23 protein-coding genes and 1 tRNA gene are annotated in these 26,346 nt (G+C 62.1%); 6 read left to right on the top strand and 18 right to left on the bottom strand.

Going from position 1 to position 26,346, the window contains the following annotated elements:
- The 15 genes from LJE63_06785 to LJE63_06715 form a co-directional block, all read right to left on the bottom strand.
- Positions 1 to 1,113: ABC transporter ATP-binding protein (locus tag LJE63_06785; GenBank protein MCG6906315.1), on the bottom strand; the 1,113-nt coding region annotated here is incomplete at its 3' end.
- Between the two features lie 6 nt (positions 1,114 to 1,119).
- A complete protein-coding gene (locus LJE63_06780; GenBank protein MCG6906314.1) occupies positions 1,120 to 1,800 on the bottom strand; it encodes a lysophospholipid acyltransferase family protein in 681 nt (226 codons plus the stop codon).
- Positions 1,797 to 2,981 (bottom strand): lipid-A-disaccharide synthase, encoded by a 1,185-nt coding sequence (gene lpxB, locus LJE63_06775; GenBank protein ID MCG6906313.1) that lies wholly within the window; start codon positions 2,979 to 2,981, stop codon positions 1,797 to 1,799. Before lpxB ends, LJE63_06780 begins: the two co-directional genes overlap by 4 nt.
- Before the next feature lie 23 nt (positions 2,982 to 3,004).
- Complete coding sequence (locus LJE63_06770; GenBank protein MCG6906312.1) at positions 3,005 to 3,967, bottom strand: Gfo/Idh/MocA family oxidoreductase; 963 nt, start codon at positions 3,965 to 3,967, stop codon at positions 3,005 to 3,007.
- A 30-nt stretch (positions 3,968 to 3,997) separates the two neighbouring features.
- Entirely contained in the window at positions 3,998 to 4,807 is an 810-nt protein-coding gene (gene lpxI / locus LJE63_06765) for a UDP-2,3-diacylglucosamine diphosphatase LpxI (GenBank protein ID MCG6906311.1), read from the bottom strand.
- 44 nt (positions 4,808 to 4,851) lie between these two features.
- Positions 4,852 to 5,622, bottom strand: a complete 771-nt coding sequence (gene lpxA / locus LJE63_06760) for an acyl-ACP--UDP-N-acetylglucosamine O-acyltransferase (protein MCG6906310.1) — start codon at positions 5,620 to 5,622, stop codon at positions 4,852 to 4,854.
- The gene (fabZ, locus tag LJE63_06755; protein MCG6906309.1) at positions 5,619 to 6,062 is read right to left on the bottom strand and encodes a 3-hydroxyacyl-ACP dehydratase FabZ; all 444 of its coding nucleotides are present in this window, start codon (positions 6,060 to 6,062) and stop codon (positions 5,619 to 5,621) included. The genes lpxA and fabZ overlap by 4 nt, the downstream gene beginning before the upstream one ends.
- A complete protein-coding gene (gene lpxD, locus LJE63_06750; GenBank protein MCG6906308.1) occupies positions 6,059 to 7,087 on the bottom strand; it encodes a UDP-3-O-(3-hydroxymyristoyl)glucosamine N-acyltransferase in 1,029 nt (342 codons plus the stop codon). The genes fabZ and lpxD overlap by 4 nt, the downstream gene beginning before the upstream one ends.
- Before the next feature lie 10 nt (positions 7,088 to 7,097).
- The gene (locus LJE63_06745) at positions 7,098 to 7,652 is read right to left on the bottom strand and encodes an OmpH family outer membrane protein (protein MCG6906307.1); all 555 of its coding nucleotides are present in this window, start codon (positions 7,650 to 7,652) and stop codon (positions 7,098 to 7,100) included.
- Between the two features lie 46 nt (positions 7,653 to 7,698).
- Positions 7,699 to 10,338, bottom strand: coding sequence for an outer membrane protein assembly factor BamA (gene bamA, locus LJE63_06740; protein MCG6906306.1), 2,640 nt, complete (start codon positions 10,336 to 10,338; stop codon positions 7,699 to 7,701).
- Positions 10,339 to 10,348: 10 nt separating this feature from the next.
- Positions 10,349 to 11,095, bottom strand: a complete 747-nt coding sequence (locus tag LJE63_06735) for an ABC transporter ATP-binding protein (protein ID MCG6906305.1) — start codon at positions 11,093 to 11,095, stop codon at positions 10,349 to 10,351.
- Positions 11,088 to 12,305: a lipoprotein-releasing ABC transporter permease subunit gene (locus LJE63_06730; protein ID MCG6906304.1), complete on the bottom strand. Its 1,218-nt coding sequence runs from the start codon at positions 12,303 to 12,305 to the stop codon at positions 11,088 to 11,090. The genes LJE63_06735 and LJE63_06730 overlap by 8 nt, the downstream gene beginning before the upstream one ends.
- Before the next feature lie 113 nt (positions 12,306 to 12,418).
- Entirely contained in the window at positions 12,419 to 13,903 is a 1,485-nt protein-coding gene (gene lysS, locus LJE63_06725) for a lysine--tRNA ligase (protein ID MCG6906303.1), read from the bottom strand.
- 152 nt (positions 13,904 to 14,055) lie between these two features.
- Positions 14,056 to 15,417, bottom strand: a complete 1,362-nt coding sequence (locus LJE63_06720) for a two-component sensor histidine kinase (GenBank protein ID MCG6906302.1) — start codon at positions 15,415 to 15,417, stop codon at positions 14,056 to 14,058.
- The gene (locus LJE63_06715) at positions 15,414 to 16,622 is read right to left on the bottom strand and encodes a type II secretion system F family protein (protein ID MCG6906301.1); all 1,209 of its coding nucleotides are present in this window, start codon (positions 16,620 to 16,622) and stop codon (positions 15,414 to 15,416) included. Before LJE63_06715 ends, LJE63_06720 begins: the two co-directional genes overlap by 4 nt.
- A gap of 307 nt (positions 16,623 to 16,929) precedes the next feature.
- On the opposite strand from LJE63_06715, the gene LJE63_06710 reads away from it, so the two are divergent.
- The 6 genes from LJE63_06710 (at position 16,930) to LJE63_06685 (ending at position 22,475) form a co-directional block, all read left to right on the top strand.
- Positions 16,930 to 19,701, top strand: coding sequence for a CBS domain-containing protein (locus tag LJE63_06710; GenBank protein MCG6906300.1), 2,772 nt, complete (start codon positions 16,930 to 16,932; stop codon positions 19,699 to 19,701).
- 9 nt (positions 19,702 to 19,710) lie between these two features.
- Positions 19,711 to 20,721: a tryptophan--tRNA ligase gene (locus LJE63_06705; protein MCG6906299.1), complete on the top strand. Its 1,011-nt coding sequence runs from the start codon at positions 19,711 to 19,713 to the stop codon at positions 20,719 to 20,721.
- Positions 20,722 to 20,730: 9 nt separating this feature from the next.
- Positions 20,731 to 21,441, top strand: coding sequence for a segregation/condensation protein A (locus LJE63_06700; protein ID MCG6906298.1), 711 nt, complete (start codon positions 20,731 to 20,733; stop codon positions 21,439 to 21,441).
- The gene (gene scpB, locus LJE63_06695; GenBank protein ID MCG6906297.1) at positions 21,441 to 21,995 is read left to right on the top strand and encodes an SMC-Scp complex subunit ScpB; all 555 of its coding nucleotides are present in this window, start codon (positions 21,441 to 21,443) and stop codon (positions 21,993 to 21,995) included. The genes LJE63_06700 and scpB overlap by 1 nt, the downstream gene beginning before the upstream one ends.
- A gap of 120 nt (positions 21,996 to 22,115) precedes the next feature.
- The gene (locus LJE63_06690; protein MCG6906296.1) at positions 22,116 to 22,391 is read left to right on the top strand and encodes an integration host factor subunit beta; all 276 of its coding nucleotides are present in this window, start codon (positions 22,116 to 22,118) and stop codon (positions 22,389 to 22,391) included.
- A gap of 9 nt (positions 22,392 to 22,400) precedes the next feature.
- Positions 22,401 to 22,475 (top strand) — tRNA-Val (locus tag LJE63_06685).
- Between the two features lie 209 nt (positions 22,476 to 22,684).
- On the opposite strand, the gene pyk is transcribed toward LJE63_06685, so the two are convergent.
- The 3 genes from pyk to lspA form a co-directional block, all read right to left on the bottom strand.
- A complete protein-coding gene (pyk, locus tag LJE63_06680; GenBank protein ID MCG6906295.1) occupies positions 22,685 to 24,088 on the bottom strand; it encodes a pyruvate kinase in 1,404 nt (467 codons plus the stop codon).
- Positions 24,089 to 24,161: 73 nt separating this feature from the next.
- Entirely contained in the window at positions 24,162 to 25,700 is a 1,539-nt protein-coding gene (locus tag LJE63_06675) for a hypothetical protein (GenBank protein ID MCG6906294.1), read from the bottom strand.
- 101 nt (positions 25,701 to 25,801) lie between these two features.
- Positions 25,802 to 26,284 carry a signal peptidase II gene (lspA, locus tag LJE63_06670; protein ID MCG6906293.1) on the bottom strand — a complete coding sequence of 161 codons (483 nt, stop codon included), beginning with the start codon at positions 26,282 to 26,284 and terminating at the stop codon, positions 25,802 to 25,804.
- Positions 26,285 to 26,346: the final 62 nt, after the last annotated feature.

Here is a 26,346-nt window from a genome sequence, read left to right as displayed (position 1 = left end):
GATCTCGCCGGGGCCCACATCCAGGGTGATCCCCCGCAGAATGGGCTTTGTGTCGTAGCGAAACCAGACGTCCTGGAAGGTGATCCGATGCGGCCCAGGCGGGATCACCAGCGGGTTGACGGGGTCGCGGATATCCGAGGCCTGCTCCAGAATGTCGAAGACGCGGTCCACCCCGGCAAGTCCCTGCTGGACGGTGTTGTTGAGTTTGCTCAGCTTCTTGACCGGGCCGTAAAGCATCAGGACCGCCCCCATGAAGGAGAAGAAGGTGCCGGGGGTGGAGGTCCCGGCGATCACCTTGGAGCCGCCGTACCAGATCACGAAGGCCACCCCCAGGCCGCCCAAGAACTCCATCACCGGCGAGGAGAGGGCCTTGGCCTTGACGGTCTTCATCTCCAGCCGGAAGAGCCTGCGGGTCTTGTGGAAGAAGCGCTGCTTTTCGTAAGGCTCCATGCCGAAGGCCTTGACGATCTTGTTGCCGGCAAAGGTCTCGTGCAAAAAGGCATTGAGCTCGGCGCGGATCTCCTGGGTGCCGGTGGTCACCCGCCGCACCCGGCGCCCCAGCCGCACGATGGGGTAAAAGGCCAGCGGCAGTACCACCAGGGCCGCGAGGGCGCTTTTCCAGTCGCGGTAGAAGATGACCCCGGTCAGGCCGACGATGGTGAACAGGTCCCGGATGGCGCCGGTAATGGCGCTGGAGACCATGTCCTTGATGACGCTCACGTCGTTGGTGATGCGCGACATCAGGCTGCCGGTTTTTTCGGCCTGAAAAAAGGAGATCGGCAGGTCCTGGATCTTGTCGTAGAGGCTGTTGCGCAGCTGACGAATGACGTCGTGCCCCACCCAGCCTAGAAAATATTCCTGACCGTACATGGCCGCGCCCAGAACGAGGTAGATCAGAACCACCGCCAGGGGCACCAATTTGAGCATGGTGACGTCCCGGCTGATGAAGATGTCGTCCACCACCGGTTTGATCATAAAGGGAATCGCGGAGCTGGCCCCGGCCATGAGCAGCATGCAGAGCATGGCGAGCAAGAGCCTGACCCAGTTGCCGCGAACCATGGCCAGAAGCCGCCGGTGGCGCTCGCTGAAGCGGGGTTTAAAGGGCCGTCTCATGATGCGTTACTGGCTGTCATGGCCGAAGGCGCCATCGGCCCGCGCCGTGATGCGGCAGAGCCGCTCCTGCAGCAGGCCGGCAAAGCGCGCCTCCTCACCTTTGGCGATCTTCGGCGGCACGCTCAGCGGCTCGCCGAAAACCACCTTGCAGCGGGTCAGCGGCGCCGGCAGGACGAAGCGGTCCCAGCTGTTGAACACCTTGCGCCGGCGGGCGCTGTAGCTCACCGGCACGATGGGAAAACCGGTTTTCTTGGCCAGGATGATGATCCCCGGCTGAACCCGGTGGCGCGGCCCCCGGGGACCGTCGGGGATCACCACCGCCGGCCGGCCGCTTTGCTTCATCTTGCGGATCATTTCCGAAAGCGCCCGCAGCCCACCGCGGCTGGAGGACCCCCTCAGGGGTTCATGCCCCTGGCGCTGGAGAATCCGGGCGATGATCTCCCCGTCCCGAGAGCGGCTCACCAGAATGAGCGCGTTTTCGCGCTGAAAGAGGTGGCTGATCAGTAGAATGCGGGAATGCCAGAAGGCCAGGATCACCCGGCGCGAGGCGCGCAGGTGCCGGACCTTCTCGTAGCCTTCGACCTCGATCCGGGAAGCGCAAAAAATCAGGTCGATGAGCACTTTGCCGAGAAGGCCGACCACGCGCCACTTGCATTCGGTCAGCCACTGGCGGGCGCGTGGGGTCATCGGCCGGCCTCCCCGGCGGCGGCCGGTGCGTCGGCGAAGGCCGTATTATTCAACATACCCAAGGCGATCGCCGCCACCCGCGCGGAAGCCCCGCCGCCGCCCAGCAGCGCGCGGATGTTGAGCAGTTCCGTTCGCAGGGCCGCCAGCCGCCGCGGGTCGGCCAAGAGCGCGGCCGCCGCGGCGGCGATGTTAGGCGGGTTGGCCGCATCCTGGATCAGCTCCGGCACCAGCTCGCGGCCGGCGATGAGGTTCACCAGCGAAATATGCTCCACCCGGATCAGGGCCTTGCCGATGCGGTAGCTCAGCGGCGAGACCTTGTAGACGATCACCATGGGCGTCCCGCCGATGGCGGCCTCCAGGGTGACCGTGCCCGAGGCGGCCAGCACCAGATGGCAGCCGCGCAGGATCGGCGCGATGCCGCCTGCGACCACCGCCAGCGGCGCCCTCCCCGGAAAGCGCCGCAAAATGCCGTCCACCAGCTCACGGTCCACCGTGGGGGCCACGGAGACCTCAAAGCGGATGGATCTGAACTGGTTCTCCAGCCGCCGCGCGGCCTGCAGCATGACGGGCAGCAGCCGCCGGATTTCGCCCTCACGCGAACCGGGCAGAAGGCCCACCACCGGCGAGACGTCCGCGGCGGGAGGCGGCGGCGGTGCGCCGCCCCACACGTCCAGCAACGGGTGGCCGACAAAGGTCACCGGCACCCCGTGGGCCTTGTAGAAATCGGCCTCGAAGGGCAGGATCACGGCCATGTGATCCACCCGCTGTTTGATGGTGCGCACCCGCCCCTGGCGCCAGGCCCAAATCTGCGGGCTGACATAGTAGAGTACCGGAACGCCGCATTTTTTGGCCATCCGGGCGAGCCTCAGATTGAAATCCGGAAAATCGATCAGAATCAGCAGCTCCGGCCGCAGGCTTTGCAGGAGCTTTTTGGCGCACTTTAGGGCCTCCAAGACAACCGGCAGCTTGGCCAGGACCTCGGTGATGCCCACCACGGCCAGCTGGGAGGCATCCAGCAGGATCCGCATCCCCTGGGCCCGCAGGTGGTGCCCACCGATCCCAACGACAAACAGGCCCGGCGCCTGGCGGCGCAGCGCGCGCACCAGGTTGGCGCCGATGAGGTCCCCGGAGGCCTCACCGGCGACAATCATCACACAGCGCGGCTCTGCGGCAGGGGTCATGGTGGTTTGATCGGGCGGGAGGTTCATTTGAAGTAGCGGCTGTTGGTGGACCGGATCTGATCCATGATGTCCAGGGCGATCCGCAGGGCGTCACGCCCCATCTGGCCGGTGACCTCGGGCTCCTCGCGACGCTTGACGGCCCGGACGAAGGATTTCAGCTCGTCGTCCAGGGCGTCACCCTTGGTAAAACAGAGGTTTTGGATTTCCATGCCGGGAATGATGCCCTCGGGGTGCTCGCCGGTTTTGCGGATCAGCGTGATGCCGTGGTCCGAGAAATCCACCGAGACATACGCATCGCGCTGGAAGAGCCTGATTTTACGCTCGTTTTTCATGGAAATGCGGCTGGCCGTGACATTGGCGACGCAGCCGTTTTCAAATTCGAGCCGGGCGTTGGCGATATCCACCTCGGGGGAGATAACCGGTATGCCCGCAGCGCGAATGGTCCGGATCTCGGAGCGCACGAAACTGGCGATGATGTCGATATCGTGGATCATCAGGTCCAGCACCACGCTGACATCCGTCCCGCGCCCCTTGAAGGTCGCCAGGCGGTGCGACTCGATGAACATCGGCGCGGTGACGATGTCGCGCAGGGCCGCCACGGCCGAGTTGAAGCGCTCCAGGTGGCCCACCTGAATCAGCAGACCGTGGGCGGCCGCGTAGGCGATCAACTCGTCGGCCTGGTCCAGGGTCGAGGTCATCGGTTTTTCGATCAGCAGATCGACGTTGTGCCGCAGAAAATCGCGGCTCACCGCGTAGTGGTCGGCGGTCGGCACGACCACGCTGACCGCCTCGACCCTGCCCAGCAACTCCCGGTGGCTGTCAAAGGCTTGGGTGCCGTGGCGCGCGGCCACCTCCCGGGCCCGCGCCAAATTCCTGTCCACCACCGCGACCAGCTCCACATCGGGCATGGCGGCGTATTTTTCGGCGTGGAATTTACCGAGATAACCGACCCCCACAACCCCAACCCGCAGCTTGGCCATGTGCATCTTTCCTTTCCTGCCGGCGCCGGCCCTTGGCTATACTCCGCTGCGGGCAACAATCGCGATGCCGTAACGGTCGGCCAGGGCGACCATCTGGTCGCGATCGAAGACCACCGCCTTACCGGCCTCCACCGCCAGCACCCGTGCGTCGGCGGCCTGCATGCTGCGCACGGTTTCAGCCCCGATCGCCGGAACGTCGAAGCGCAAATCCTGGTTGGGTTTGCAGACCTTGACCACCACGGCCGTTCCCTTGCCCAGGCGCCCGCCACGGCGGATGGTGGCGTCGGTGCCGTCAATGGCCTCCACGGCGAGAACCGACCCCCCGCCCACAACGACGCACTGGCCGATGTCCAGACGCCCGATCTCTTTGGCCAGGCGCCAGCCCAGGGCGATGTCTTTTTCTTGGCTGCGGCTGGGCCGCCGCCGGGTCCAGCAGCCTTCGGGGGCCAGCAGCTCGGGCAGCAGAAATGTGGACGGTCGGATGCGCACCCCTTTTTTTTCGAGAAAATCCGCAAAGGCCCGCAATAGGCCGTCGTCGTGGGTGTGGCGCATTCTGGCGGCCAGGGCGATGGCCTGGATGTCGGGGCGAATGTCGGTGAACATCCGGGTTTTGCGGACAGCGCCCATCATGACGGCTTCGCAAACGCCGTGCTGCCGGAAAAACCGAACCAGCCGTGTGAGCTGCCCCAGGTGCAGCCACTCCAGGGCGGTCACCGTATCGGCCAGGGCGGGGTCGGCCTCGTTGACATAGCCCACCGCGTAAACCCGGTAGCCTTTGGCGCTGGCGGCTTTGGCAAAGATGAGGGGAAACTGGCCGCCCCCTGCGATGAGTCCGATGGGTTGCATGGTGTCCGCGGCCGGGACCCGACGGTCCCGGCCCCCAAAAACGTTCAGCGGGTGATGCCCCGGTGAGAGGATTCGATGAACTTGATAAAATTGGCCACCTCGGGCACCAGGTCGACCTCGGCGCGGACGCGCTCCAGGGCCTCGTTGAGAGTCAACCCGATGCGAAAGATGATCCGGTAGACCTGCTTGAGCAGCGCCAGCGACTTTTCCGAAAATCCGTGCCGCCGCAACCCCACCCGGTTCAGCCCATGCAGCCTGGCGCGATCGCCGGCGGCGATCACGTAGGGCGGCACATCTTTCACCACGGCGGACTTGCCACCCACAAAGGCGTATTCCCCGATCCGCACGAACTGGTGGATGGCCACCAGGCCGCCGATGGTGGCATAGTCGCCGATGGTGATATGCCCGGCCAGGGTGGCCGCGTTGGCCAGGACCACGCCGCTGCCCACCCGGCAGTCGTGGGCCACGTGGCTGTAAGCCATCAGCAGGCAGTGGCTGCCCACCTCGGTCACCCCGCCGCCCTCGGCGGTGCCCCGGTGGACGGTGGTGAATTCGCGGATGATGGTGCCGCGACCGATCTTGGCGTAGGTCTTCTGTCCGGCGTACTTCACTGACTGGGGCGCCTCGCCGACGACCGCATGCGGAAAAATGCGGCAATCCGGCCCGATGGTGGTGTGGGAGTCGATGACGCTGTGAGACCCGATGGTCGTGCCGGCCCCGACGACCGCATCGGCAGCCACGATGGCGTAGGGGCCGATCTCCACCTGGGGGTCGATCTCGGCCTGGGGGCTGACGATGGCGGTTTCGTGAATCATCCCTTTTCTCCGATGCTGGCCAGGCATTCCGCCTCGGCCACCAGGGTTTCGGCCACCTCCGCCCTGCCGGCCATCTTGAAGGCGTTTCCCCGCTGCCGCAGGAAATTGACCCGGAAAATCAGCTGGTCCCCGGGCACCACCGGCTTCCTGAACTTGACGTTGTTGAAGCCCATGAAATACACTTCCTGGCCGCGGCGCTCGGGCGGCAGCGACTCGTAGGCGAGAATCCCGCCGGCCTGGGCCAGGGCCTCCACGATCAGAACGCCGGGCATGATGGGGTTTCCCGGGAAATGCCCCTGAAAAAAAGGTTCGTTGATGGTCACGTTTTTAAGGGCCACGATATGTTCGCGCGGCACGATTTCAAGCACCCGGTCCACCAGGAGAAACGGGTAGCGGTGGGGCAGGTATGCCATGATTTTCTGGATGGGGTAGGGGTTCATTTTTTTTCCTCTAACGTTTTGAGACGCTTTTCAAGCTCGGCCAGGCGACGCGCCAGCTCCGGCAGCCGCGGCACCTCCCGGACCACCCGCAGCCACGTGCGGTGCGTCATGGCGGGCAGCCCCGAGGAGACCACCGCGCCGCTGGCGATGGATTTGCCGACCCCCGCCTGGGGTCCCACGGTCACATGATCGCCGATGGTCAGGTGGCCGGCGATGCCCGCCTGCCCCGCCAGCACCGCGTGCTTGCCGATTACGGTGCTGCCGGAAATTCCCACCTGGGCGACGATAACGGAATTTTCACCGACGGTGACGTTGTGGGCGATGTGGACCAGGTTGTCGGTTTTGACCCCATGTTTGATCCAGGTGGCACCGAAGGTGGCCCGATCGATGGTGTTCAGGGCGCCGATTTCGCAGTCGTCGTCGATTCGGACGCTGCCGGTGTGGGGAATTTTGCGGTAGCCCTCGCCCTCCGGGGCAAAGCCGAAGCCGTCGGCGCCGATGACCGACCCCGGGTTGAGGATCACCCGCCGCCCGATCCGGCAACGCCGCATGATGGTGACGTTGGGAAAAATCGTGGTGTCGTCGCCGATAGCGACCTCGTCGCCGATGAAAACCCCGGGGTGAACCGCCACCCGATCCCCCAAGCTGACGTTTTCGCCGATGAAGACCATCGGCGCGATGGCGGGCTCCACACCGACGCTGAAGCCGCCGCCGATCACGGCCGCGGGACTGATCCCGGCCGCCGGCCGCGGAAGCGGGTGCAATACGCTCAACAGGCGGGCAAAGGCGGCGGCGGGGTTTTCCACCCGGACAAGATTGCGGCCGGCGGCCTCGAAGCCCGGCGGCACCATCAGGGCACCGGCGCGGGTGGCGTCGATCCGCTTGAGGTAGCGGGGGGTCCCCGCCAGGGCGATTTCATCGGGGGCGGCGGTTTCAAAGGCGGCGGCGCCGACGACGGTCTTTGCGGGGTCGCCGCAGACCTCGCCGCCCACCAGCTGCGCAATCGCCGCGAGGGTTAGGGTCATGTTCGAGACCTCACGGGCTGCCGGGTTTGCCGGCCGCCGCCGCGGCGCGGGCCAAGCGGTCGTCGTAGATCTGGATCACCTGGTCGGTGAGATCGTTGCTGCTCGGCGAATACAGGACGCCCGCTTTGTTGATTATCAGGAGGTAACCCTCTTTTTTGCCGATCTCTTCGATGATGCCCCGGACCTCCTCCCGGATGCGCTGGACAAGGCGGTTTTCCAGGTCTTTCAGTTCGGCTTGAAAGCGCCGCTCGGAGGCTTGGAAATCGCCAAACTTGAGGCGGTACTCGCGCTCCCGCTCCTCGCGCATTTCTTTGCTCATACCGGCGGCTTCCCGCTCCAACCGCTTTTCGAGGTCCTCGATCGGGGCGCCCAACTTCTTCAGCTCGGCCTCCATCGCCTTAATTCTTTGTTTTATTTCCGCCTGGGCAGCTTTGCCGGCTTGCGCCTGCTCGAAGACCTTGGCCAGATCGACGACCCCGATCCTGGCCACATCAGCGCCGGATGCGGCGCTGCAGAGCACCAGCGTAAAAAGGACCGCCACGACGGCCTGGACGCTCTTGGGCATTGGATCCTCCATCTTTAAGGCGGTTTTCCGATGGCCCGGCGGCGGATCAGAAGGCGCCGCCCATGCCGAACTCCCACTTCCCACCCCCCTCGTCATCCTCGGGGTCGAGCACATAGCCGTATTCCAGCCGGATCGGGCCCATCGGTGAGTTCCAGCGGATGCCGGCCCCCGCGCTCTGGCGCAGGTCGGTGATGTCAAAATCCTGCTCTCCGCCGTAGACGTTGCCGGTATCGTAGAAGACCACCCCGGCCAGACCGGCCTCCTTGATCAGGGGGACGATATACTCCACGTTGAAAAGCACCATCGAGGTGCCGCCGATGTCGTCGCCGTTGCTGTCCTGGATGCTGATATCGCGCCAGTCGAAGCCGCGCATGGTGTTGAGACCGCCAAGGTAGAAGCGCTCGTAGTCCGGCAAGATGCCGCCGGGGCCCCGGGTAACGTAGCCGCCTTCGGCGCGCAGAAATCCGGTGGTCTCCCAGAAAAGCGGGATGTAAATTCCCGCCTCGGCAGTCACCTTGGTAAAGGCGATGTCCCCGCCCAGCGGCCCGCCGGCATACTCAACCTCCAGCGAATGCTTCTGCCCCTCGGTGGGCAGGAAGAACCGGTCGCGGGAATCGTATTCCAGGCTGGTGGTCAGGCTGCTGGTGATGTTTTCACCTTCCAGCTGCTTGATGCTGCGGGCGGCATCCTCGTCGATGTCGGTGATGTCCGCCAACTCGAAGCGGTAGCCCAGATAGGCGCGCGTGTAATCGAAGACCGGGTAGCCGAATCTGAAGCCGAAGCCGATGCTTTCCTTGTCGTAATCGTTGTAGTCGACGTCCCATTTGAAAATGTTGCCGGTGGCGGAAAGGGGGATATCGAAGAGCCAGGGCTCGGTGAAGCTCAGCTGGTAGCGCGTGGACTTGCCGCCGAGATGCGCCGCAAGCTGCAGAACCTGCCCACGGCCGAAAAGGTTGCGCTGGGAAATCTGGGCCACTGCGAAGAGACTCTCCGAGGTGCTGTACCCACCACCAAAGCTGAAGGTGCCGGTGGGCTTTTCGGTGACATCGATCTTGAGGACCATCTGGTCCTCGGCGCTGCCCGGCAGGGTGTCCACTTTGACGTCGTCGAAATAGTCCAGGCGCTTCAGGTTGCGCACGCTGCGTTTGAGCTCCGCGCCGCTGTAGAGCTCCTGCTCATAGACGCTGAGCTGGCGGCGGATGACCTTGTCGCGGGTCTTGGTGTTGCCGCCGATGATGATCTTCTCAAAATAGACCGGCTGTCCCTGATTGATGACGAAATCGATGTTGACCACCTGGTTTTGCGGGTCGCGGTCGATTCTGGGGGCGATGTCCGCATAGGCGAAGCCTTCATCGGAGTAGAGGTCGGTGAGAACCAGGACGTCATTGCGCAGCACCTCCCGGCTGTAGTAGACCTCGTCGGTGATCTTGAGCTTCTCCAAAAGCTCACTCTCGGGTCGCACCAAATCACCGCTGACCCTCACCTCGCCGACCTTAAAGCGGGGCCCCTCGTCAATTTTGATGTCAACCTCGATCCAGCTGTCCTTGAAGTTGACCTGGGGCTCCGCAACCCGGGCCTGGATGTAGCCGGAGTTTTGGTAAAACGCGGTCAGCCGTGAGGCATCCTGGTTGAGGTCCTCCATGTTGAGTTCGCCCGAGGCGGTTATCCACGAAAGAAAACCTTTTTCCTTGGTTTTCATCAGTTTTTTGAGTTCTTTGTCAGAATAGGCCTCGTTGCCCTCCAGGATGATTTCACGGATTCGGACTTTTTCGCCTTCGTCCACGGTGAACTCCACATCGGCCTGATTGTTGGCGATCGGGGTAACGCTGTAGGTCACCTTGACGTTGTGGTAGTTCTTGTCCTTGTAAAGCTCTTCGATGCGCGCTAAATTGCGCTGAATGTTAACGAGGTTCAGGACCGCCCCGGTCTTGAAAGTCAAACTCTCTTTGATGGCATTGTCGTCGAAGACGCGGTTGCCCTTGATGCGGATGATCCGCACGGTGGGTTTTTCAGTGACCTTGAAAATGATGACCTTGCCGTCGCCCTCGGTTTCGCTTTCCACCCGTACATCATCGAAATAGCCCATGCCGTATACGGATTTGAGGTCCTGGGTGAGGCTTCCGGGCAGATAAACGCCGCCGGGCTGGGTTTGCACGATGCGCAGAATGGCATCCGATTCGATCCGTTTGTTGCCCTCCACCGTCACCCGCACCACCTTCTCGCGTCTGAAGAGCTTCGCCCCGATGTCGGTGGCCAGCTGTTTCAGGGCCGCCGACAGGGTTTCGAGACCGTCGCCCTCGGCGTAGAAGACCTCCGGCGGGTCGCTGCCCGCGGCGGCGGCCATTTGGGCGTCCAGGCTGAACTGCTCGCCCACCAGGGTCAGGCTGCCCCAGATCACGTGCCCGGCGCCGACCCGCGCCGCGATCTGCCGCCGATCTGCGACATTCAGCGCTTCGAGGGTTTCCAGTTCGGCCGGCGCCAAGTCCGCGACGACCAGCTGGGCACCTTCCTGGCTCAAATGCTTTCCCAAGATATCCGGTATTTCCTTCTGGAGATGGGACAGAGGCGCCTGGGCATAGACCTGGAAAGGCAGCAGGGTGATGGGTACGGCATCCAGGGCGACCGCGGGCAGGGGCAGCAGCACCCATGCGCAAATCGCTATCAGAAGGCTCCACCGCTTCGGCATAGGTCACTCCTCAGCCCGTTTCGACCAGTTTCCCGTCGGCGATCGTCACCCGGCGGCCCATGAAGGAGGCCAGCTCCGGGTTGTGGGTCACCACCACCAGCGCCATCCCCACCTCCCGGTTCAACTCCAGCAGCAGCCGGTGCACCTCTTCACTGTTGCGCTGGTCCAGGTTGCCGGTGGGCTCGTCGGCCAGCAGCAGCGCCGGTTTCAGAACCAGCGCCCTGGCAAGGGCCACCCGCTGCTGCTCTCCGCCGGAGAGTTTGTTGACCCGGTAATCCAGACGCGCTTCAAGACCGACCCGCACCAAGCCCTGGCGCGCCAGGGCCTGCGCCGCCTGCCGTTCCTGGCCGTTGATCAGGGCCGGCATCATCACGTTTTCAAGGGCGCTGAATTCCGGCAGGAGATGATGAAACTGAAAGACAAACCCGATCGAGGCGTTCCGGAAGCGCGCCAGGCGCAGGTCATCGTAGCGGAAGACGTCCTCGCCGCGGTAAAAGAGGCGCCCCGCCTCGGGACGGTCCAGGGTCCCCAGGATATGCAGCAGGGTCGACTTGCCAATGCCCGAGGCCCCCACCACGGCCACGGTTTCGGCGCCATTCAGCTCGAAATCGAGGTCGCAGAGCACCTCCAGATGGCTGCCGTTGCCGTGGTAGCTTTTGCGGATCCCAACCGCCCGCAGCAGCGGACCCGGCGCCGGATCGGCTTTGGCCGGCGCCTCCGCGGGGCCGCCAGACGGTTTCAAGACGGTCTCAGCCATGGCGCAGGGCCTCCACCGGGTCCAGCCGCGACGCCTGCCGGGCGGGGTAGAGGGTCGCCAGAAAGCAGATCGCCAGGGCCGCCAGCGCGATCAGGACCACATCCAGGCCTTCCAGGCGCACCGGCAACGTGGTTATATAGTAGACATCCCCTGGAAGTTCAATAAACTTGTAGTGCTCCAGCAGGAAGCAGAGGCCGAACCCCAAGGCCACCCCCAGCAGGGTGCCGAACGCCCCGATCATCATGCCCTTGAAGACGAAGATTTTACGAATGCTTCCGTCGGTGGCCCCCATGGTCTTTAAGATGGCGATGTCCTTGGCTTTTTCCATCACCATCATGATCAGCGATCCGGCGATGTTGAAGGCCGCCACCAGCACGATCAAGGTCAGAATGATAAACATGACGGTTTTCTCCAGCGTCAAGGCCGCCAAAAGGTTTTGATTCTTCTCCATCCAGTCCTGGGTCAGGTAGGCCGGCCCGAGGGTCGCCCGAATCCGGCCGGCGATTTTTTTGACCGCATAGATGTCGGCGACCCGCAGTTCGATCCCGTTCGCCGCACCAGGGTCCAGGTGCAGGAGCTTTTGCCCCTCCTCCAGGCTGATGAAGGCCAGGGAGCCGTCGTACTCGTACATCCCGGTGGCAAAGACCCCCGCGACCTGAAAACGCCTCATGGAGGGCACATGCCCCACCGGGGAGAGCATCCCGCGGGGTGCGATCAGGTAGATCGTATCGTGGGTGAAAACCCCCAGGTTGCGGGATAGCTCGCGCCCCAGCAGGATCCCCGGCAAGGACGCGCCGTCCGCGGGGCGGGCCAGCAGGCGGCTGTCGACGCCGCTGATGACCCCACCTGCGGTGTCGGGGTCGATTCCGCGCAGCACCGCGCCGGCAGCGCTGGACGCTGAGCGCAGCATGATCTGGGTCGCAACGAACGGGGTGGCTGCCCGAACCCCCTGGGTCCCGCCGATGGATGCCAGCACTTGGCGATAATCCGGCATGGCACCGTCCTGGCGGGCGATCACCAAATGGGATTCGATGCCGAGAATACGCGCCTTCAGATCGGATTCGAAGCCGGCCATGACCGCAATGACCACGATCAGGGCCATGACGCCGACGGTGACGCCGGCAACGGAAAGAAAAGTGATGAGGGAGATGAAGGTCAGCTTTTGTTTCGCCCTGAGATACCGGCCGCCTATAAAAGTTTCGAAGGACATTGAGACCCGATTTGAGGGATTGTCGAGGTTGCCCGCCGGATGTCACTTCGTCTGGGGCGCTTTAAGGCCGCGCAGCACCCACCGGCCCGGGGCGACAGGCCGTTGCCCGGCGGCTACTCCCGGGGCTTCATGTGGGGAAAGAGGATCACCTCCCGAATCGAAGCGGCATCGGTCAGCAGCATCGCCAAGCGGTCCACACCGACCCCCTCCCCGGCCGTCGGCGGCATGCCGTACTCCAGGGCTTCGATGTAATCTGCATCCATGAAGTGGGCCTCCTGGTCGCCGGCTTCGCGGTCCTGGACCTGCTGCATGAATCGCCCTCTTTGATCGTCGGGGTCGTTGAGCTCCGAGAACCCGTTGGCGATTTCACGGCCGGCGATGAACAGCTCGAAGCGCTCGGTGACCTCCGGCTGCGTGTCGCTGCGACGCGAAAGCGGCGAGACCTCCACCGGGTATCCGGTGATAAAGGTCGGTTGAATCAGCTTGGGCTCCACCAGGACGTCGAAAAGCTTGGTGACCACCTTGCCCAGGCGGCCGGTTTTCGAGAGCTTAACGCCGTTTTGATCGGCGAAGGCGAGCAAACCGGCCTTGTCTTTGAGAAGCCCGGACGGGACCCCGCCCAGCTGCTCCAGTGCCCCGGCCAGGGTCATACGGCGCCACTGGCCGTTCAAGTCCACCCGATCGCCCTGGTATTGGAAGGTCTCGGCACCGAGCACCTCGCGAGCCACGTAACGGAACATTTCCTCGGTCAGCGCCATCAGGTCGTGATAGGTGGCGTAGGCCTGGTAAAATTCGAGCATCGTGAATTCCGGGTTGTGCCGGGTGGAGATGCCTTCGTTGCGAAAATTGCGATTGATTTCAAACACCCGCTCGAATCCGCCGACCACCAGCCGCTTGAGGTAGAGCTCGGGGGCGATGCGCAGGTAGAGGTCCATGTCCAGGGCGTTGTGATGGGTCACAAAGGGGGTGGCCTCGGCCCCGCCGGGAATGGGCTGCATCATGGGGGTTTCAACTTCAAGAAAATCCCGTTGCAGCAGGAAATCCCGGATGGCCTGGACGATCCGGCTGCGCCGGACAAATATGTCCCGCACCTCGGGGTTCATGATCAGATCGATGTAGCGCTGCCGGTAGCGCTTTTCGGGGTCCTTCAAGCCGTGAAACTTTTCGGGCAGGGGGCGGGTCGCTTTGGCGACCAGGCGGATCTCATCGGCCAGCAGGGTCCATTCGCCGGTTCGGGTCTGAAACACCCCGCCCCGCAGGCCGACGAAGTCGCCGATATCCAGCTGTTTGAAGAGCGCGTAACCGGCTTCCCCCACCCGGTCCCTGCGCACATAGGCCTGAAGCTGTCCGGTGCGATCACGAAAACGGATGAAGGCCGCCTTGCCGAATTTGTTGATGGCCATCATGCGGCCGGCCACCGCAAAAACCGGCCCATCTTCAGCCAGATTACCCGGGTTTTGGGCCAGTAGACCGAGGATGTCCGCCACCGTGTGGCTGACGGCGACGTCATTGGGAAACAGGGTGACGTTCTGCTGCCTAAGGGCATCCAGCTTTTCGCGTCTTTTCTCAATCAAACCGGTTTTCTGTTCACTGCTCATCGATTTTCCCGGGTCTTGCTCTGAACCGATCTTTGCACGCCGGGCGCACGCCGGATCCATTTTGGGCGATAAAAAAAAGCCGGAGAGGGGCTGCTCTACCGGTCGCAAGGTGAAGTTTAAGCGAAATTTGCTAACCTATTTGGGCAGGGGTGTCAAGAACAAGTTGGCGGGGAAATGCGATCGAAGGTCAAGCAAAAGGTGCTGCCGCAGTTGGGTTTGCTTTCGATATCCAGACGGGTGCGATAGGATTCCAGAATGCGCTGCACGATGGAGAGTCCCAAACCGGTGCCGGTGGCTTTGGTGGTAAAGAACGGATCGAAAATCGACTTGATGGTGGCCGCCGACATGCCGCAGCCGTCATCGGAGATCCGCACGCAGACATGGCGTTTGCCGCTGGCGGCGACCGCCACGCGCACCTGGCCGTTGCCGGCAATGGCTTCGGCGGCATTGAGCAGCAGGTTCCAGCAGACCTGCTGCAGATGCATGGGATCCATTTCAACCCAGAGCCCTTGGCAGATATCTTTACGGATGGCGATCCGGCCGCTGAAGCTGCGGTCTTTTTCAAAGAGCTCGATGGCCGTCAGAAGCGCCGGCCCCAGATCGATGGGCTTGGCCTTGGCCACCGGGGGGCGCGCAAACAGCAGAAAGTTGGTCACCAGCGAACTCAGCCGGTCCGCCTCCCTGAGAATGATGGCCATCAAACGCTGGTGATCAGGGGCGAGGTGGAGATCCTCGCGCAGCAGCTGGATCGACCCGGTCAGGGCGGCCAGCGGATTTTTGATTTCATGGGCCAGTCCGGCCGCCATTTCACCGATGGCCGCAACGCGCTTGACGCGCCTGACATGGTCCGCCATGGCCTGCAGTTCCATGCGGCTTTTGCGAACCTGCTCTGAAAGCATACAGCTCAGGATCGCCACGGCATAGAAGGCCGACACGGTGATGCCCAGTTTGTAGAGCACATAGCCGCCCCCGTAGCTGGCGATGGACGGGTTGGCGCTTGGGCCGAATGAGGCCAGGAACGCGAAAAAGTCCAACCCCACCAGCAGCGTATACCCCACGGCGCAGCAGGTCGCCACCACCAGGCAGCCCCGCCGGTAGAGCAGCATGCTGGAGTAGATAATCACCACCATGTAAAGAAACGGGAAAAGACTGGAGAAACTGCCGGTGAGAAAGATGATGAGGGTGACGATCTGCGTGTCGACGATGAGCTGCACGTAGGCCAGCACCATTTTTCGCCTGACCCGCGGCAGCAAAATCCCGTAAACGAATGAAAGCAGAAAAATTCCGGCCGTCAGCCCATAGAGCGCCACCAGGGGCCGCGCCAGAAAGGAGGACCCTTCACCCAGCTGGAGTAAAACTGTCGAGCCCAGCAGCAGGATCGAAAAGACCAAACGGCACAGCGTCAGCCATTTCAGCCGATGGTAGGTGCGACACTCGGGCTCGCGGTCGCCCCCCTCCCCTTCCGGCAGGCCCGCCTCATCCGGCTGGCGGCAGACCATCGCAGCGCCGCTCAACTGATGGCGCCGGCCATTTTGAAGATCGGCAGGTACATGGCGATGACCAGCCCGCCGATGGTGACCCCCAGAAAGAGAAGCATGAAGGGCTCGATCATGGAGGTCAGGTTCTCGACGGCCTGATCGACTTCATCGTCATAGAAATCGGCGATTTTTTCAAGCATGGCATCCAACGCCCCGGTGGATTCACCAACGGCGATCATCTGGCAGACCATGGAGGGGAACACCCCGCTTTGGGATAGCGGGTCGGCCATGGTGCGCCCCTCGGCAATGCCGGAGCGGACGCTGTAGACCGCGCTCTCGATGGTTTTGTTGCCGGCCGTGCGGGCCACGATATCAAGGGCCTCCAGGATCGCCACACCACTGGCCAGCATGGTGCCCATGGTGCGGCTGAATTTTGCCACGGCCACCTTGCGGATCAGGACGCCAAAGACCGGCGCCTTGAGGGCCAGGCTGTCCACCATCTGGCGGCCCTTGTTGGTCTTGTAGAATTTTCGAAAGGCAAATCCAAACAGGCCCAGTGCAATGATGATGTAAAGAATTTTACTTTTGACGAAATTGCTGGCCCCAACGACCATCTGGGTGAAGATCGGCAGTTCGCTGCCGAAATCCGCAAACATCTGCTGAAACACCGGGATGACAAACACCAGGATGACGGCCACCACGATCACGGCGATCAGCAGGGTGATGGCTGGATAGGTCATGGCGCCCTTGACCTTTTTTTTCAATTTGGACGCCTTTTCCATGTAACCCGCAAGGCGCCTCAGGATGGTGTCCAGGATGCCGCCAGCCTCACCGGCCGCAACCATGTTGACGAACAGGTCGTCGAACTCCTTGGGATACTTCTTGAGGGCTTCGGCCAGCGTCGACCCGCTTTCCACTGCCTCCTTGATTTCCTTGAGGATCCTTTTGAAGGATTTGTTCTCCTGCTGGGCGTATAAAATTTCGATACACTGTACGATGGGCAGGCCGGCATCGATCATGGTGGAGAATTGGCGCGCAAAAAGGATCACGTCCTTTTCTTTGACCGGCGGCTGCAGAAAAGAGACGTTTGCGAACAAGTCCTTGGGCTTTCGTTTGATTTTCGAGGGGGTGATGCGCAAGCGGCTGAGGTTGGTCCTGACGGTCTCGGGGTTCGGGGCCTCCATTTCCCCTTTTTGAAGCTCGTTTCTTCTGTTTTTTCCTTCCCAAACAAAAACCGTCATGTTCAACCTCCTTGAAATGGGAGAAATTTCGCTGTGGTAGCCGCCGCAGCGGTATTGTCCCCGGCACCCGACAGGGCGCTGCGTCGCAGGTCTGGGGGTGCCCGGATCCCAATGGGGAAATGGGGTAATAGGGTTATCGGAGCAAGCCCCGGCCAGCTTTAACGCCGCAGGGGTCTCGCTCAGCCCGCCCGGGCGGCTCAACGCCGAACTTGATTAACCCGGCAAACTGTGCCTATGGTTTTATCGGTTGCAAAACGGTAACCATTTAAACTCACGGTTTTTTTGATCCCCATCAGCCTCCCATCAAATGATTGCTGAAATACCAGACACCAGCGACAAGCCCACCGTCATCACCACCCACATGAACGCCGACTTCGATGCGCTGGCGTCCTTGCTGGCGGCCCAGAAACTCTATCCCCGGGCACTGGTCGCCTTTCCGGGTTCACAAGAGAAAAACCTGAGAAACTTCTACATCAATTCGATGGTTTATCTTCTCAACATGGCCGACATGAAGGAGATCGATTTCAGCCGCATCAAACGCCTGGTGCTGGTGGATACCCGTCAGCCCAACCGGATCGGCAAATTCGCCGAACTACTGGATCGGCCCGACATCGAAATCCATGTCTATGACCACCACCCCGCCATGGCCAACGACATCCGCGGCCACCACGAGGTCCATCAACTGACCGGCGCCAACGTCACCCTGCTGACCAAGATTTTGCAGGAGCGCCAGATCGCCATCACCCCGGATGAGGCCACCATCCTGTGCCTGGGGATCTACGAGGACACCGGCTCTTTCACCTTCCCCTCCACCACCGCCGAGGATTTTCAGGCTGCCGCCTTTCTGCTGAACCAGGGGGCCAACCTGAACGTGGTCGCCGGGCTGATCGATCGCGAGATCAGCCCGGCCCAGGTGGCGCTTCTAAACGACATGATTCAGGCCGCGGAACCTTACAGCATCAACGGCGTCGAACTGACCTTGACCAGCGTTTCAACCGATGATTACATTCCCGAATTCGCCCTTCTGGTTCATAAAATGCTGAAAATGGAAAAACTCAACGCCATTTTCGCCATCGCTCGGATGGGCAAAAAAATCTATATCGTGGCCCGCAGTCGGGTTTCCGAGGTCAACGTGGGGGAGATTCTGGCGGCCCTCGGCGGCGGAGGGCACGCCTATGCGGCGGCCGCCACCATCCGGGGCAAGACCCTGGTGCAGGCCGAGCACCTGCTGCTCGAGGTTTTATTCCGGCGCGTGGCCTTCCGGCGACGGGCGCGGGATTTGATGTCGGCCCCGGCAATCACCCTGGACTGCAATGCGTCCTGCCGCGAAGCCGGCCAGCTGCTGACCCGCTACAACGTCAATGCCCTGGTGGTCACCCGGCAGCAAAACGGGCGGAAGGCCCCGGTGGGGTTCATCACCCGCCAGATCATCGAAAAGGCCCTCTACCACCAATTGGACGCGGTCGCGGTGCACGAGTACATGAGCACCGACATGGCCACGGTCGGACCGGAGGCGGATCTGACCGAAATCCAGGACAAGATCATCGAAAACAAACAGCGCATCCTGCCGGTAATGGTGGACGAGGCGATTGTCGGGGTGGTGACCCGCACGGACCTGCTCAATATCCTGGTGCGCCAGTCCGACCGGGGGACGAACCGCGACGGCGACCTGCGATCGGACCCGCGGGATGGGCGCTCCCGGCCGGTGCTCAAGTTCATGCGCGAGCGCCTGTCGTCGCAGCTGTTTGAAAGCCTGCGGACCATCGGGCAGGTGGCCCATGAGTTGGGCTTTCAGGCATACGTGGTGGGGGGCTTTGTGCGGGATCTCTTCCTTTATCGGCCCAATGACGACCTTGACATCGTAATCGAGGGCGACGGGATCGCGTTCGCCCGCAAATACGCCAAAATGGTGGGGGCTCGGGTGCACACCCACGCCAAGTTCGGCACGGCCGTGCTGACCTTTGCCAATGGCTTCAAAATCGACGTGGCCTCCGCCCGCATGGAGTACTACCAGTTCCCGGCCGCCCTGCCGACGGTGGAAATGAGCTCCATCAAACTGGACCTGTTCCGCCGCGATTTTACCATCAACACCCTCGCGATCCGGCTGGATCCCGGCAGATTCGGCACCCTGATCGATTTTTTCGCCGCCCAACGCGACCTCAAGGACAAGGTCATCCGGGTGCTGCACAACCTCAGTTTCGTGGAGGACCCCACCCGTGTTTTCAGGGCGATCCGCTTCGAGCAGCGTTTCGGGTTTTCCATCGGCAAGCTGACCGCGGGGCTGATTCAAAACGCCGTCAAAATGGATTTTTTCAGCCGCCTCAGCGGCCGGCGGGTCTTCGCGGAGCTGCGCCAGATCCTGCAAGAAGAAACCCCCGCGCCGGCGGTGGTGCGTCTCAACGACTTCGATCTCCTGAAGGTGATTCACCCCTCGATCCTGCTCACCAAAGAGCTCATCAGCGATCTGAATGCCGTTACCGGCGTTTTGTCCTGGTATGATTTGCTTTTCCTGGGGGAATCCTATATGAAGTGGGCCGTTTATTTTCTGGCACTGACCCGCAGCTGCGACGCCGCCACGACGGCTGAAATCTGCACCCGCCTGGAGCTGGCACCCCGCTACCAGAGAATTTTCACCCGCGACCGGTTTGAAGCCGACCGCTGCCTCTACTGGCTGGAACGCAAATCCCCACTGAAGAACAGCAAGATTTTCAACCAGCTCTCGGGTCTCAAAACCGAACCGCTGCTCTACCTGATGGCCATTACGCGCTCGAAGCAGGTGAAACGCGCCATCTCCCTTTTTTTCACCCAACTGCGGAACACCGCCGTGGAGATGTCCGGCCAAGACCTCAAGAAAATGGGCGTCGCGCCCGGTCCGATATACCGGGATACCCTCCAGGCGGTGTTGGCGGCCCGTTTGGACGGCCGGCTGCAATCCCTGGAGGAAGAGTTGGCCTTTGCGCGTGCCTTCGTGACCCGCCGTCTTCGGCCGACACCCAAACCGCCCCCGGCAGATCGGGCCGCCCCCATCGCACCCGAAGGCGGCCATGCACCCCACGAACCCCATGAACCCGAATCTTAGGAACCAGCGATGAACAAGCAAGTCGTTTTAACGGGTATTTCCACCACCGGCAGCCCGCATTTAGGTAACTACGTGGGCGCGATTCGGCCGGCCATCGAGGCCAGCCAGGACCCCGCGAGCCAGTCCTTCTATTTTCTCGCCGACTATCACGCCCTGGTAAAGTGCCAGGACCCGGAACGCCTAAAACGCAGCACCATGGAAGTGGCCGCGGCCTGGCTGGCGCTGGGCCTGGATACCGAGACCTCGATTTTTTACCGCCAGTCCGACATTCCCGAGGTGATGGAGCTCACCTGGATCCTGTCCTGCGTGGCCGCCAAGGGGCTCTTGAACCGCGCCCATGCCTACAAGGCGGCGGTCGCCGAGAACGAGGCCAACCAGTCGCGGGACCCCGACCAGGGCGTCAGCATGGGGCTCTTCTGCTACCCGGTGCTGATGGCGGCCGACATTCTGATGTTCAACGCCCACAAAGTCCCGGTGGGCAAAGACCAAATTCAGCACCTGGAAATGGCCCGGGACATCGCCGGGCGCTTCAACCATCTTTTCGGTGAGCACTTCGTCCTGCCGGAGGCCGTGGTGGATGAAAAAACTGCGGTATTAGCGGGCCTCGACGGTCGCAAGATGAGCAAGAGCTACAACAACACGATCCCGCTTTTTGTGGACGAAAAAAAACTGCGCAAGCTGATCATGAAAATCAAAACCAACTCCCAGGCGCCGGAAGAGCCCAAAAATCCGGAGGAGTGCACCCTTTTTCAAATCTACCAGGCCTTTGCCACCCCCGCGGAATCCTCGGCGCTGAGGGAGCGCTATGCCCGGGGGATCGGCTGGGGCGAGATGAAGCAGCTGCTGTTCGAGTACCTCAACGCCCTCCTGGAGGAGCCCCGGAGGCGCTACGATGCGCTTCTGGAAAACCCGCGCCACATTGAAAACGTCCTGCGGGCGGGCGCCGCCAAGGCCCGCCGCTACAGCCAACCTTTCCTGGAGCGGCTGCGGGCTGCCATCGGAATTCAGCCTGTCGGGTAACCCGCTGCCATGTCCGAGGATCCCTACAAGGTCAAGCTGGAAAACGTGTTCGAAGGCCCCATGGACCTGTTGATTCACCTCATCAGAAAAAATGAGGTGGACATCACCGATATTCCCATCGCCCTGATCACCCGGCAGTACCTGGAGTATCTGGACTGGCTGAAACGCATGAACATCGACTTCGCAGGCGAATTTCTCCTGATGGCCGCCACCCTGGCGCATATCAAATCTCTCACCCTGCTGCCCGCGCACAGCCCGGATGGCGATGAGGACCCCCGGCTGGAAATCACCCGTCCCCTTCTGGAATATCTCCAGATGAAGCAGGCCGCCGAGGAACTGGCCCGGCGGCAGTTGCTGGGCGAGGACACCTTTGTGCGCCCTCAGAATGCCGCCGGGGACCGGCCCGAGCCGGAGGCCGAAACGATTCAGGTGGGGCTGTTTGAACTGATCGATGCCTTTCAGAGAATCCTGGAGAGCATCGCCCTGGATCATCAGGTGGACTTGAGCACCGAGCGCATATCGATAAAAGAGCGCATCGGCGAGATCGTGGACGCATTGGAGGCCAAGGGGTCGATCACCTTCAGCGAGCTATTCGTGCCGGAAAGCGACAAAAGCGACGTCATCGTCACCTTTCTGGCGGTACTGGAAATGGTCAAACTCTGCCTGATCCGGGTGACCCAGCATCTGCCCACCGGCATCATCCGCCTGTATTACCTTTGATGGAAAACCTGAAAGCGATCATCGAAAGCCTGCTGCTGGTGGCGGCCACCCCCTTGGCGGTGGACCGCATCCAGGCGCTCCTGCCCGAGGCCGACAGCCGTGAGATCCGTGCTGCGCTTCAAAGCCTGGCGGCGGAGTACAGCCAGCGCAACGGTGGCTTTGTGATCCGCGAGGTGGCCGGCGGCTATCAGTTCAGGACGCAGCCCCAGTACCGCGAGGTCATCAAGAGGATGCTCCAGCCAAACCCGGTGCGCCTCAGCCGGGCGGCGCTGGAAACGCTGGCGATCATCGCCTACAAACAGCCCATCATCCGCCACGAGATCGAGCAGATCCGCGGCGTCGACTCCGGCGGCATTCTTCGGATGCTGCTGGATCGCAGACTCGTGCGCGTGCTGGGGCGGCGTGAGATCCCCGGCAGACCCCTGATCTATGCCACCACCAAACAGTTTCTGGAACTCTTCGACCTGAAGGACCTCAGAGACCTGCCATCGCCCAAAGAGATCGAGGAACTCGGCCACCCACCCCTGCCAACCGAGGCAGAGGGCCCCTCATGACCCCCTTTTTGTCCCGCCGCGCTGAAAAATTTCTTGACTTGACGGTCCCCGGGCCTTTATAAATACCCCGCCTTTGCACAATGGGCCCGGCCCGCGGAAAATCGCCTTTCAGGAGATTGCATGAACCGCTCAGACCTGATCAACGCCTTGAAAGACGAAGCCGATATCAGCCGCAAAGACGCCGAACGGGTGGTGGATACCTTCTTCAACTCCATCGCCGAGTCCCTGATTGAGAACGAACGCGTCGAAATCCGGGGGTTTGCCAGCTTCACGGTCAAGGAATACAAATCCTACGTCGGCCGAAATCCCAAAACCGGCGAAAAGATAACGGTTCCCGCCAAAAGGCTGCCGTTTTTCAAGGTCGGCAAAGAACTCAAGGAGATGGTGGACGCGTAACGATCATACGGGCGGTTAACTCAGCGGGAGAGTGCTACCTTCACACGGTAGAAGTCACTGGTTCAAATCCAGTACCGCCTACCAAAGACAGCCGGGGGCTGCGATCCAAATCGCAGCCCCCTTTGTGTTTCTGAAGCCCCGCTTGCAAAGGGGCGTGCCAGACCCCGGTCCCGGCCGCACCTACCCCGTCATACCCCTCAAAGGCTTGGGCCGGCTTAGCGCTGCTGCGGCCGCAGACTCCCGGCCGCCGCGACCCTTTCAAATCTTCGGCGCCTTGAATTGGTCTTCGGTTCTCATAGCTTTTTGACCTTCAGCATGTTGGTGGTGCCGGCGGCCCGCACGGGATGGCCGGCGGTGATCACCACCAAGTCCCCCCGGCTCACCATCCCCGACTTAAGCGCCGCCGCGGAGGCCTCCTCCAGGCGCGCGTCGGTGTCCACCGAGTCGTCCTCCAGGAAGGGGCAGCAGCCCCAGAAAAGCGTCAGCCGTCGAATGGTGTGAATATCGGGCGAAAGGGCGATGATCGGCGGCCGGGGCTTGAAGCGTGAAATCTGGGCGGCGGTGAACCCCGAGCGGGTGGTGGCCACGATCGCCTGGGCATTGAGGTGATCGGCGAGAACGCAGGAAGCATAGGCTACCGAACCCGAAATGTCCTTCTTGGGCATCAGCTGCAGGTACTTGTTGTGCGGAAAATTTTTTTCGGCATTTTCGGTGATCCGCACCATGAACTCCACCGCCGCGACCGGGTAGCTGCCGCTGGCGGTCTCTTCGGAGAGCATCACCGCATCGGTCCCGTCGAGCACCGCATTGGCCACGTCGGTGGCCTCGGCCCGGGTCGGCCGCGGAGAATTGACCATCGAGCGCAGCATCTGGGTGGCGATGATGACCGGTTTGCCGGTGGTATTGGCGATGCGCACCAGCATTTTCTGGATCTCGGGGACTTTTTCCAGCGGGATTTCAACCCCCAGATCCCCCCGGGCCACCATGATGCCATCGGAGCTCTCCACAATCGATTCGATATTGTCGAGCGCCTCGTGCTTTTCGATCTTGGCGATAACCGGCGTATCCTTGCCCGCCTTGCGGATCATCGATTTGACGCTGCGGACGTCTGCCGCGGTCCGGACGAACGACAGGGCGACATAGTCGACGTCGTTGGCCAGACCAAACGCCAGGTCGGCCTCGTCTTTGGGGGTCACGGCGGGCGCCTTGATGGTGCCCGACGGCAGGTTGATGCCTTTGTTGGAGGTCAGGACCCCCCCGGTGATCACATCGCAGAGAATCTCGGTCTCGGTGGTGCCCACCACCACGAGTTCCATCAGCCCGTCCGCCAGGAGAATCCGGTCCTGAGGCTTCACCTCGCGCGGCAGATCGCGATAGGAGACCGAGATGCGGTTGCCCGAGGCTTCGAACTGCTCGCTGGTCAGAACCACGGTTTCGCCGGGGGCCAGCCGCACGCCCGGGCTGCGCACCCGGCCGACGCGGATTTTGGGCCCGCAGAGGTCCTGCAGAATGGCCACCGGCTTTTTCAGCTCCGCCGAGATGGCCCGGATGCAGGTTATCTTTTCGAGATGTTCGTCATGGCTGCCGTGGGAGAAGTTGAGCCGTGCGACATTCATCCCGGCCTGAATCAGTCGTTTGAGGACATCCGCGCTTTCGCTGGCAGGCCCGATGGTGCAAACGATCTTGGTCTTCGACATAATGGGTCCTTTTTCGGAAGTCAGCCGTCCCGCAGGCTGCAGCGCTTGTGGAAGCGTCCGGCGCATAGGCGGGTCAACCTGAAGTTCGAGGGCCGCGGCCGTCCACGGCCCCAGGGCGCCTGGAGGCCGCTGCAGCACCGGGCGGCCGGCAAATCCCCAGCAAAGCGGCCTCGATCAGGAGTTTAGGGTTCTGGGCGGTGGTTTTGAGCTGCAGGTCCAGGGCGTTTAGGATTTCAACCGCACGCAGCAGCTCGGTCAGCGAAAAATTGGCGGTTCGCAGCAGCAGTTGGAAAACCGGAAAAGGGCTGCGCGGATTTTTGACCAGCACCAGGTCCGTGGCGGCCGCGGCAGCTTTCATTTTTCCAGCGCCCTGTGCCGCCGGTTTCTGATCGGCATCGGCCAGACTCTCGTTCCAGGCCGTTATCTCGGCCGCCAGCGCCTGATCCGCTGCCAGCAGCACGGGCACGACGCTGTTGGCAAACTGTCCATAGGCCATCCCGGCCTGCCAGACGCGGCCCGCCTCGCTGGTGGCAAAGGCCTTGGCCCGCAGGAGTTTGCGAACCTGATTGACGAGGGCCGCCATCAGCTGCAGGGGGTGAAAGTTGTCGTCCAGAAGCGAGCCGAGATAGAACAGGGCGTCCTCGAGATTGCGCTCGGCAACGGCACTGGTCAGCTGGTAAATCGGGTCTTTGCGGCTGCGTCGGACCACCCGCTGCACATCCTGGAGGGTGATTTGCGGTTGCTCGCCGACAAACAACACCAGCTTTTCCAGATTTTGGCTGAACGCGCGCAGATCGAAGCCTGTCAAGGCGCATAAAAAGCGGTAGGCATCCGGCTCAAGGGTCTTTTGGTGGCTGTCCAGGATCCGCTGCAGGGTTTCCCGCAAAAGGGACTCCTGAACTGTTTTGTCCGCCTTGCGCTCGCCGCCGGGAACGCTGCAGTCCACCACCACCCCCCGCTCCTGCAGGACCTTGAACAGGCTGCGCCGCCGATCGACGCCATCGCAGGTCAGAATGAGATGGTTGCCTTGGGGGAAGCCCTTTTCGACGGCCCGCTGGAGCACCTCGGCGCCGTCGGCGCCGGTGGGAATGGCTGTCCCGCGCTCCCGGCAATCGGCCACCAGGGCCTCAAGCCAGGCGTGGTCGGCCCCCGGGGCATCGTCGAGCTTCAAAAGCTGGTTGCGGTTGTCAGCCCGCAGATCCTCCCAAGAAAGCGCCAGCAGCCCCGCACAGGCAGCCAGGGCCCGCCCGGCTTTTTCCATTTCCCGGGCCTCGTAGGCGGCCCGGGCCTTGGCCAGAATTTTGGCGGCATCGCCGCGGGCGCTGAAAATCCGTGAATCCCGGAGGGCCACAACCTTCGGGCCCGGCATCATGGAATAGGTGGTGAGCCTTTCCACAAGTTCAAAGACCGAGGTCTGAGACTCATCGAGCAGTTCGCAGTTCAGCTCTCTGCGCTCCGCCGGGACGATCGCATCTAAAATTTTTTCAAACACGGACTGACAGATGAACTCCTCACCGAAAATCAGGTAGACCGGTGCAAGCCCCTCGCCGGATTTTTTACCGGAGCGGGTTTGAAGGTGAGCGTCCACCTCTCTGTGGGTGATTTCAGCCATAAGCGGAGCCGGGCAACTGGGAGTAATCCGGAGCGGGCGCAACCCCCGAAAACCCCTGGGGCCACGGACCGGTTTACCGGGGCCCGCAGGCCATCGGGGCGCTAAACCGGCATGCGGTTGAACACAAGGTGCAGCACAAAAACGGTGATGCCCACGGTGATGGCGCTGTCGGCGACATTGAAGGCCGGCCAGTGCAGCGCACCGATATAAAAATCGAAAAAATCGACCACCCTGCCAAACCGCAGGCGATCGATCAGGTTGCCCACGGCGCCCCCGAAGATCAGCGCGAAGGCAGCACTCAGAGTGGGGTGTGTGGGCGGCGTTTTGAAGTAAAAATGCAGGATCAAGCCCATGGCCAGAAAAGCAACGACCAGAAAGAAAAAGGTGCGCACGACGACACTCTGGCCGGCCAAAAAACCGAATGCCCCGCCGGGGTTGTGAATATGGGTGAGGTTGAAAAAGCCGGGGATCACCGGAATCGATTCGTAAAGCCGCATGGTGTTCAGGACCAACGCCTTGGAAGCCTGGTCCAGCAGGATCACCGGCCCTGAGACGATAAGGAGCCGACCGATTTTTTTGCGCATGGGCTGCGGCGGCATGGAAGCTCGGCATCCTCTCGGTGGGTGCGGGTGGTTGACGGGCGGGG

This window comes from Desulfobacteraceae bacterium, from assembly GCA_022340425.1.
GTDB lineage: Bacteria > Desulfobacterota > Desulfobacteria > Desulfobacterales > JAABRJ01 > JAABRJ01.
The sequence above is the reverse complement of the archived record's forward strand: the minus strand, read 5'-3'. Positions and strand labels throughout refer to the sequence as shown.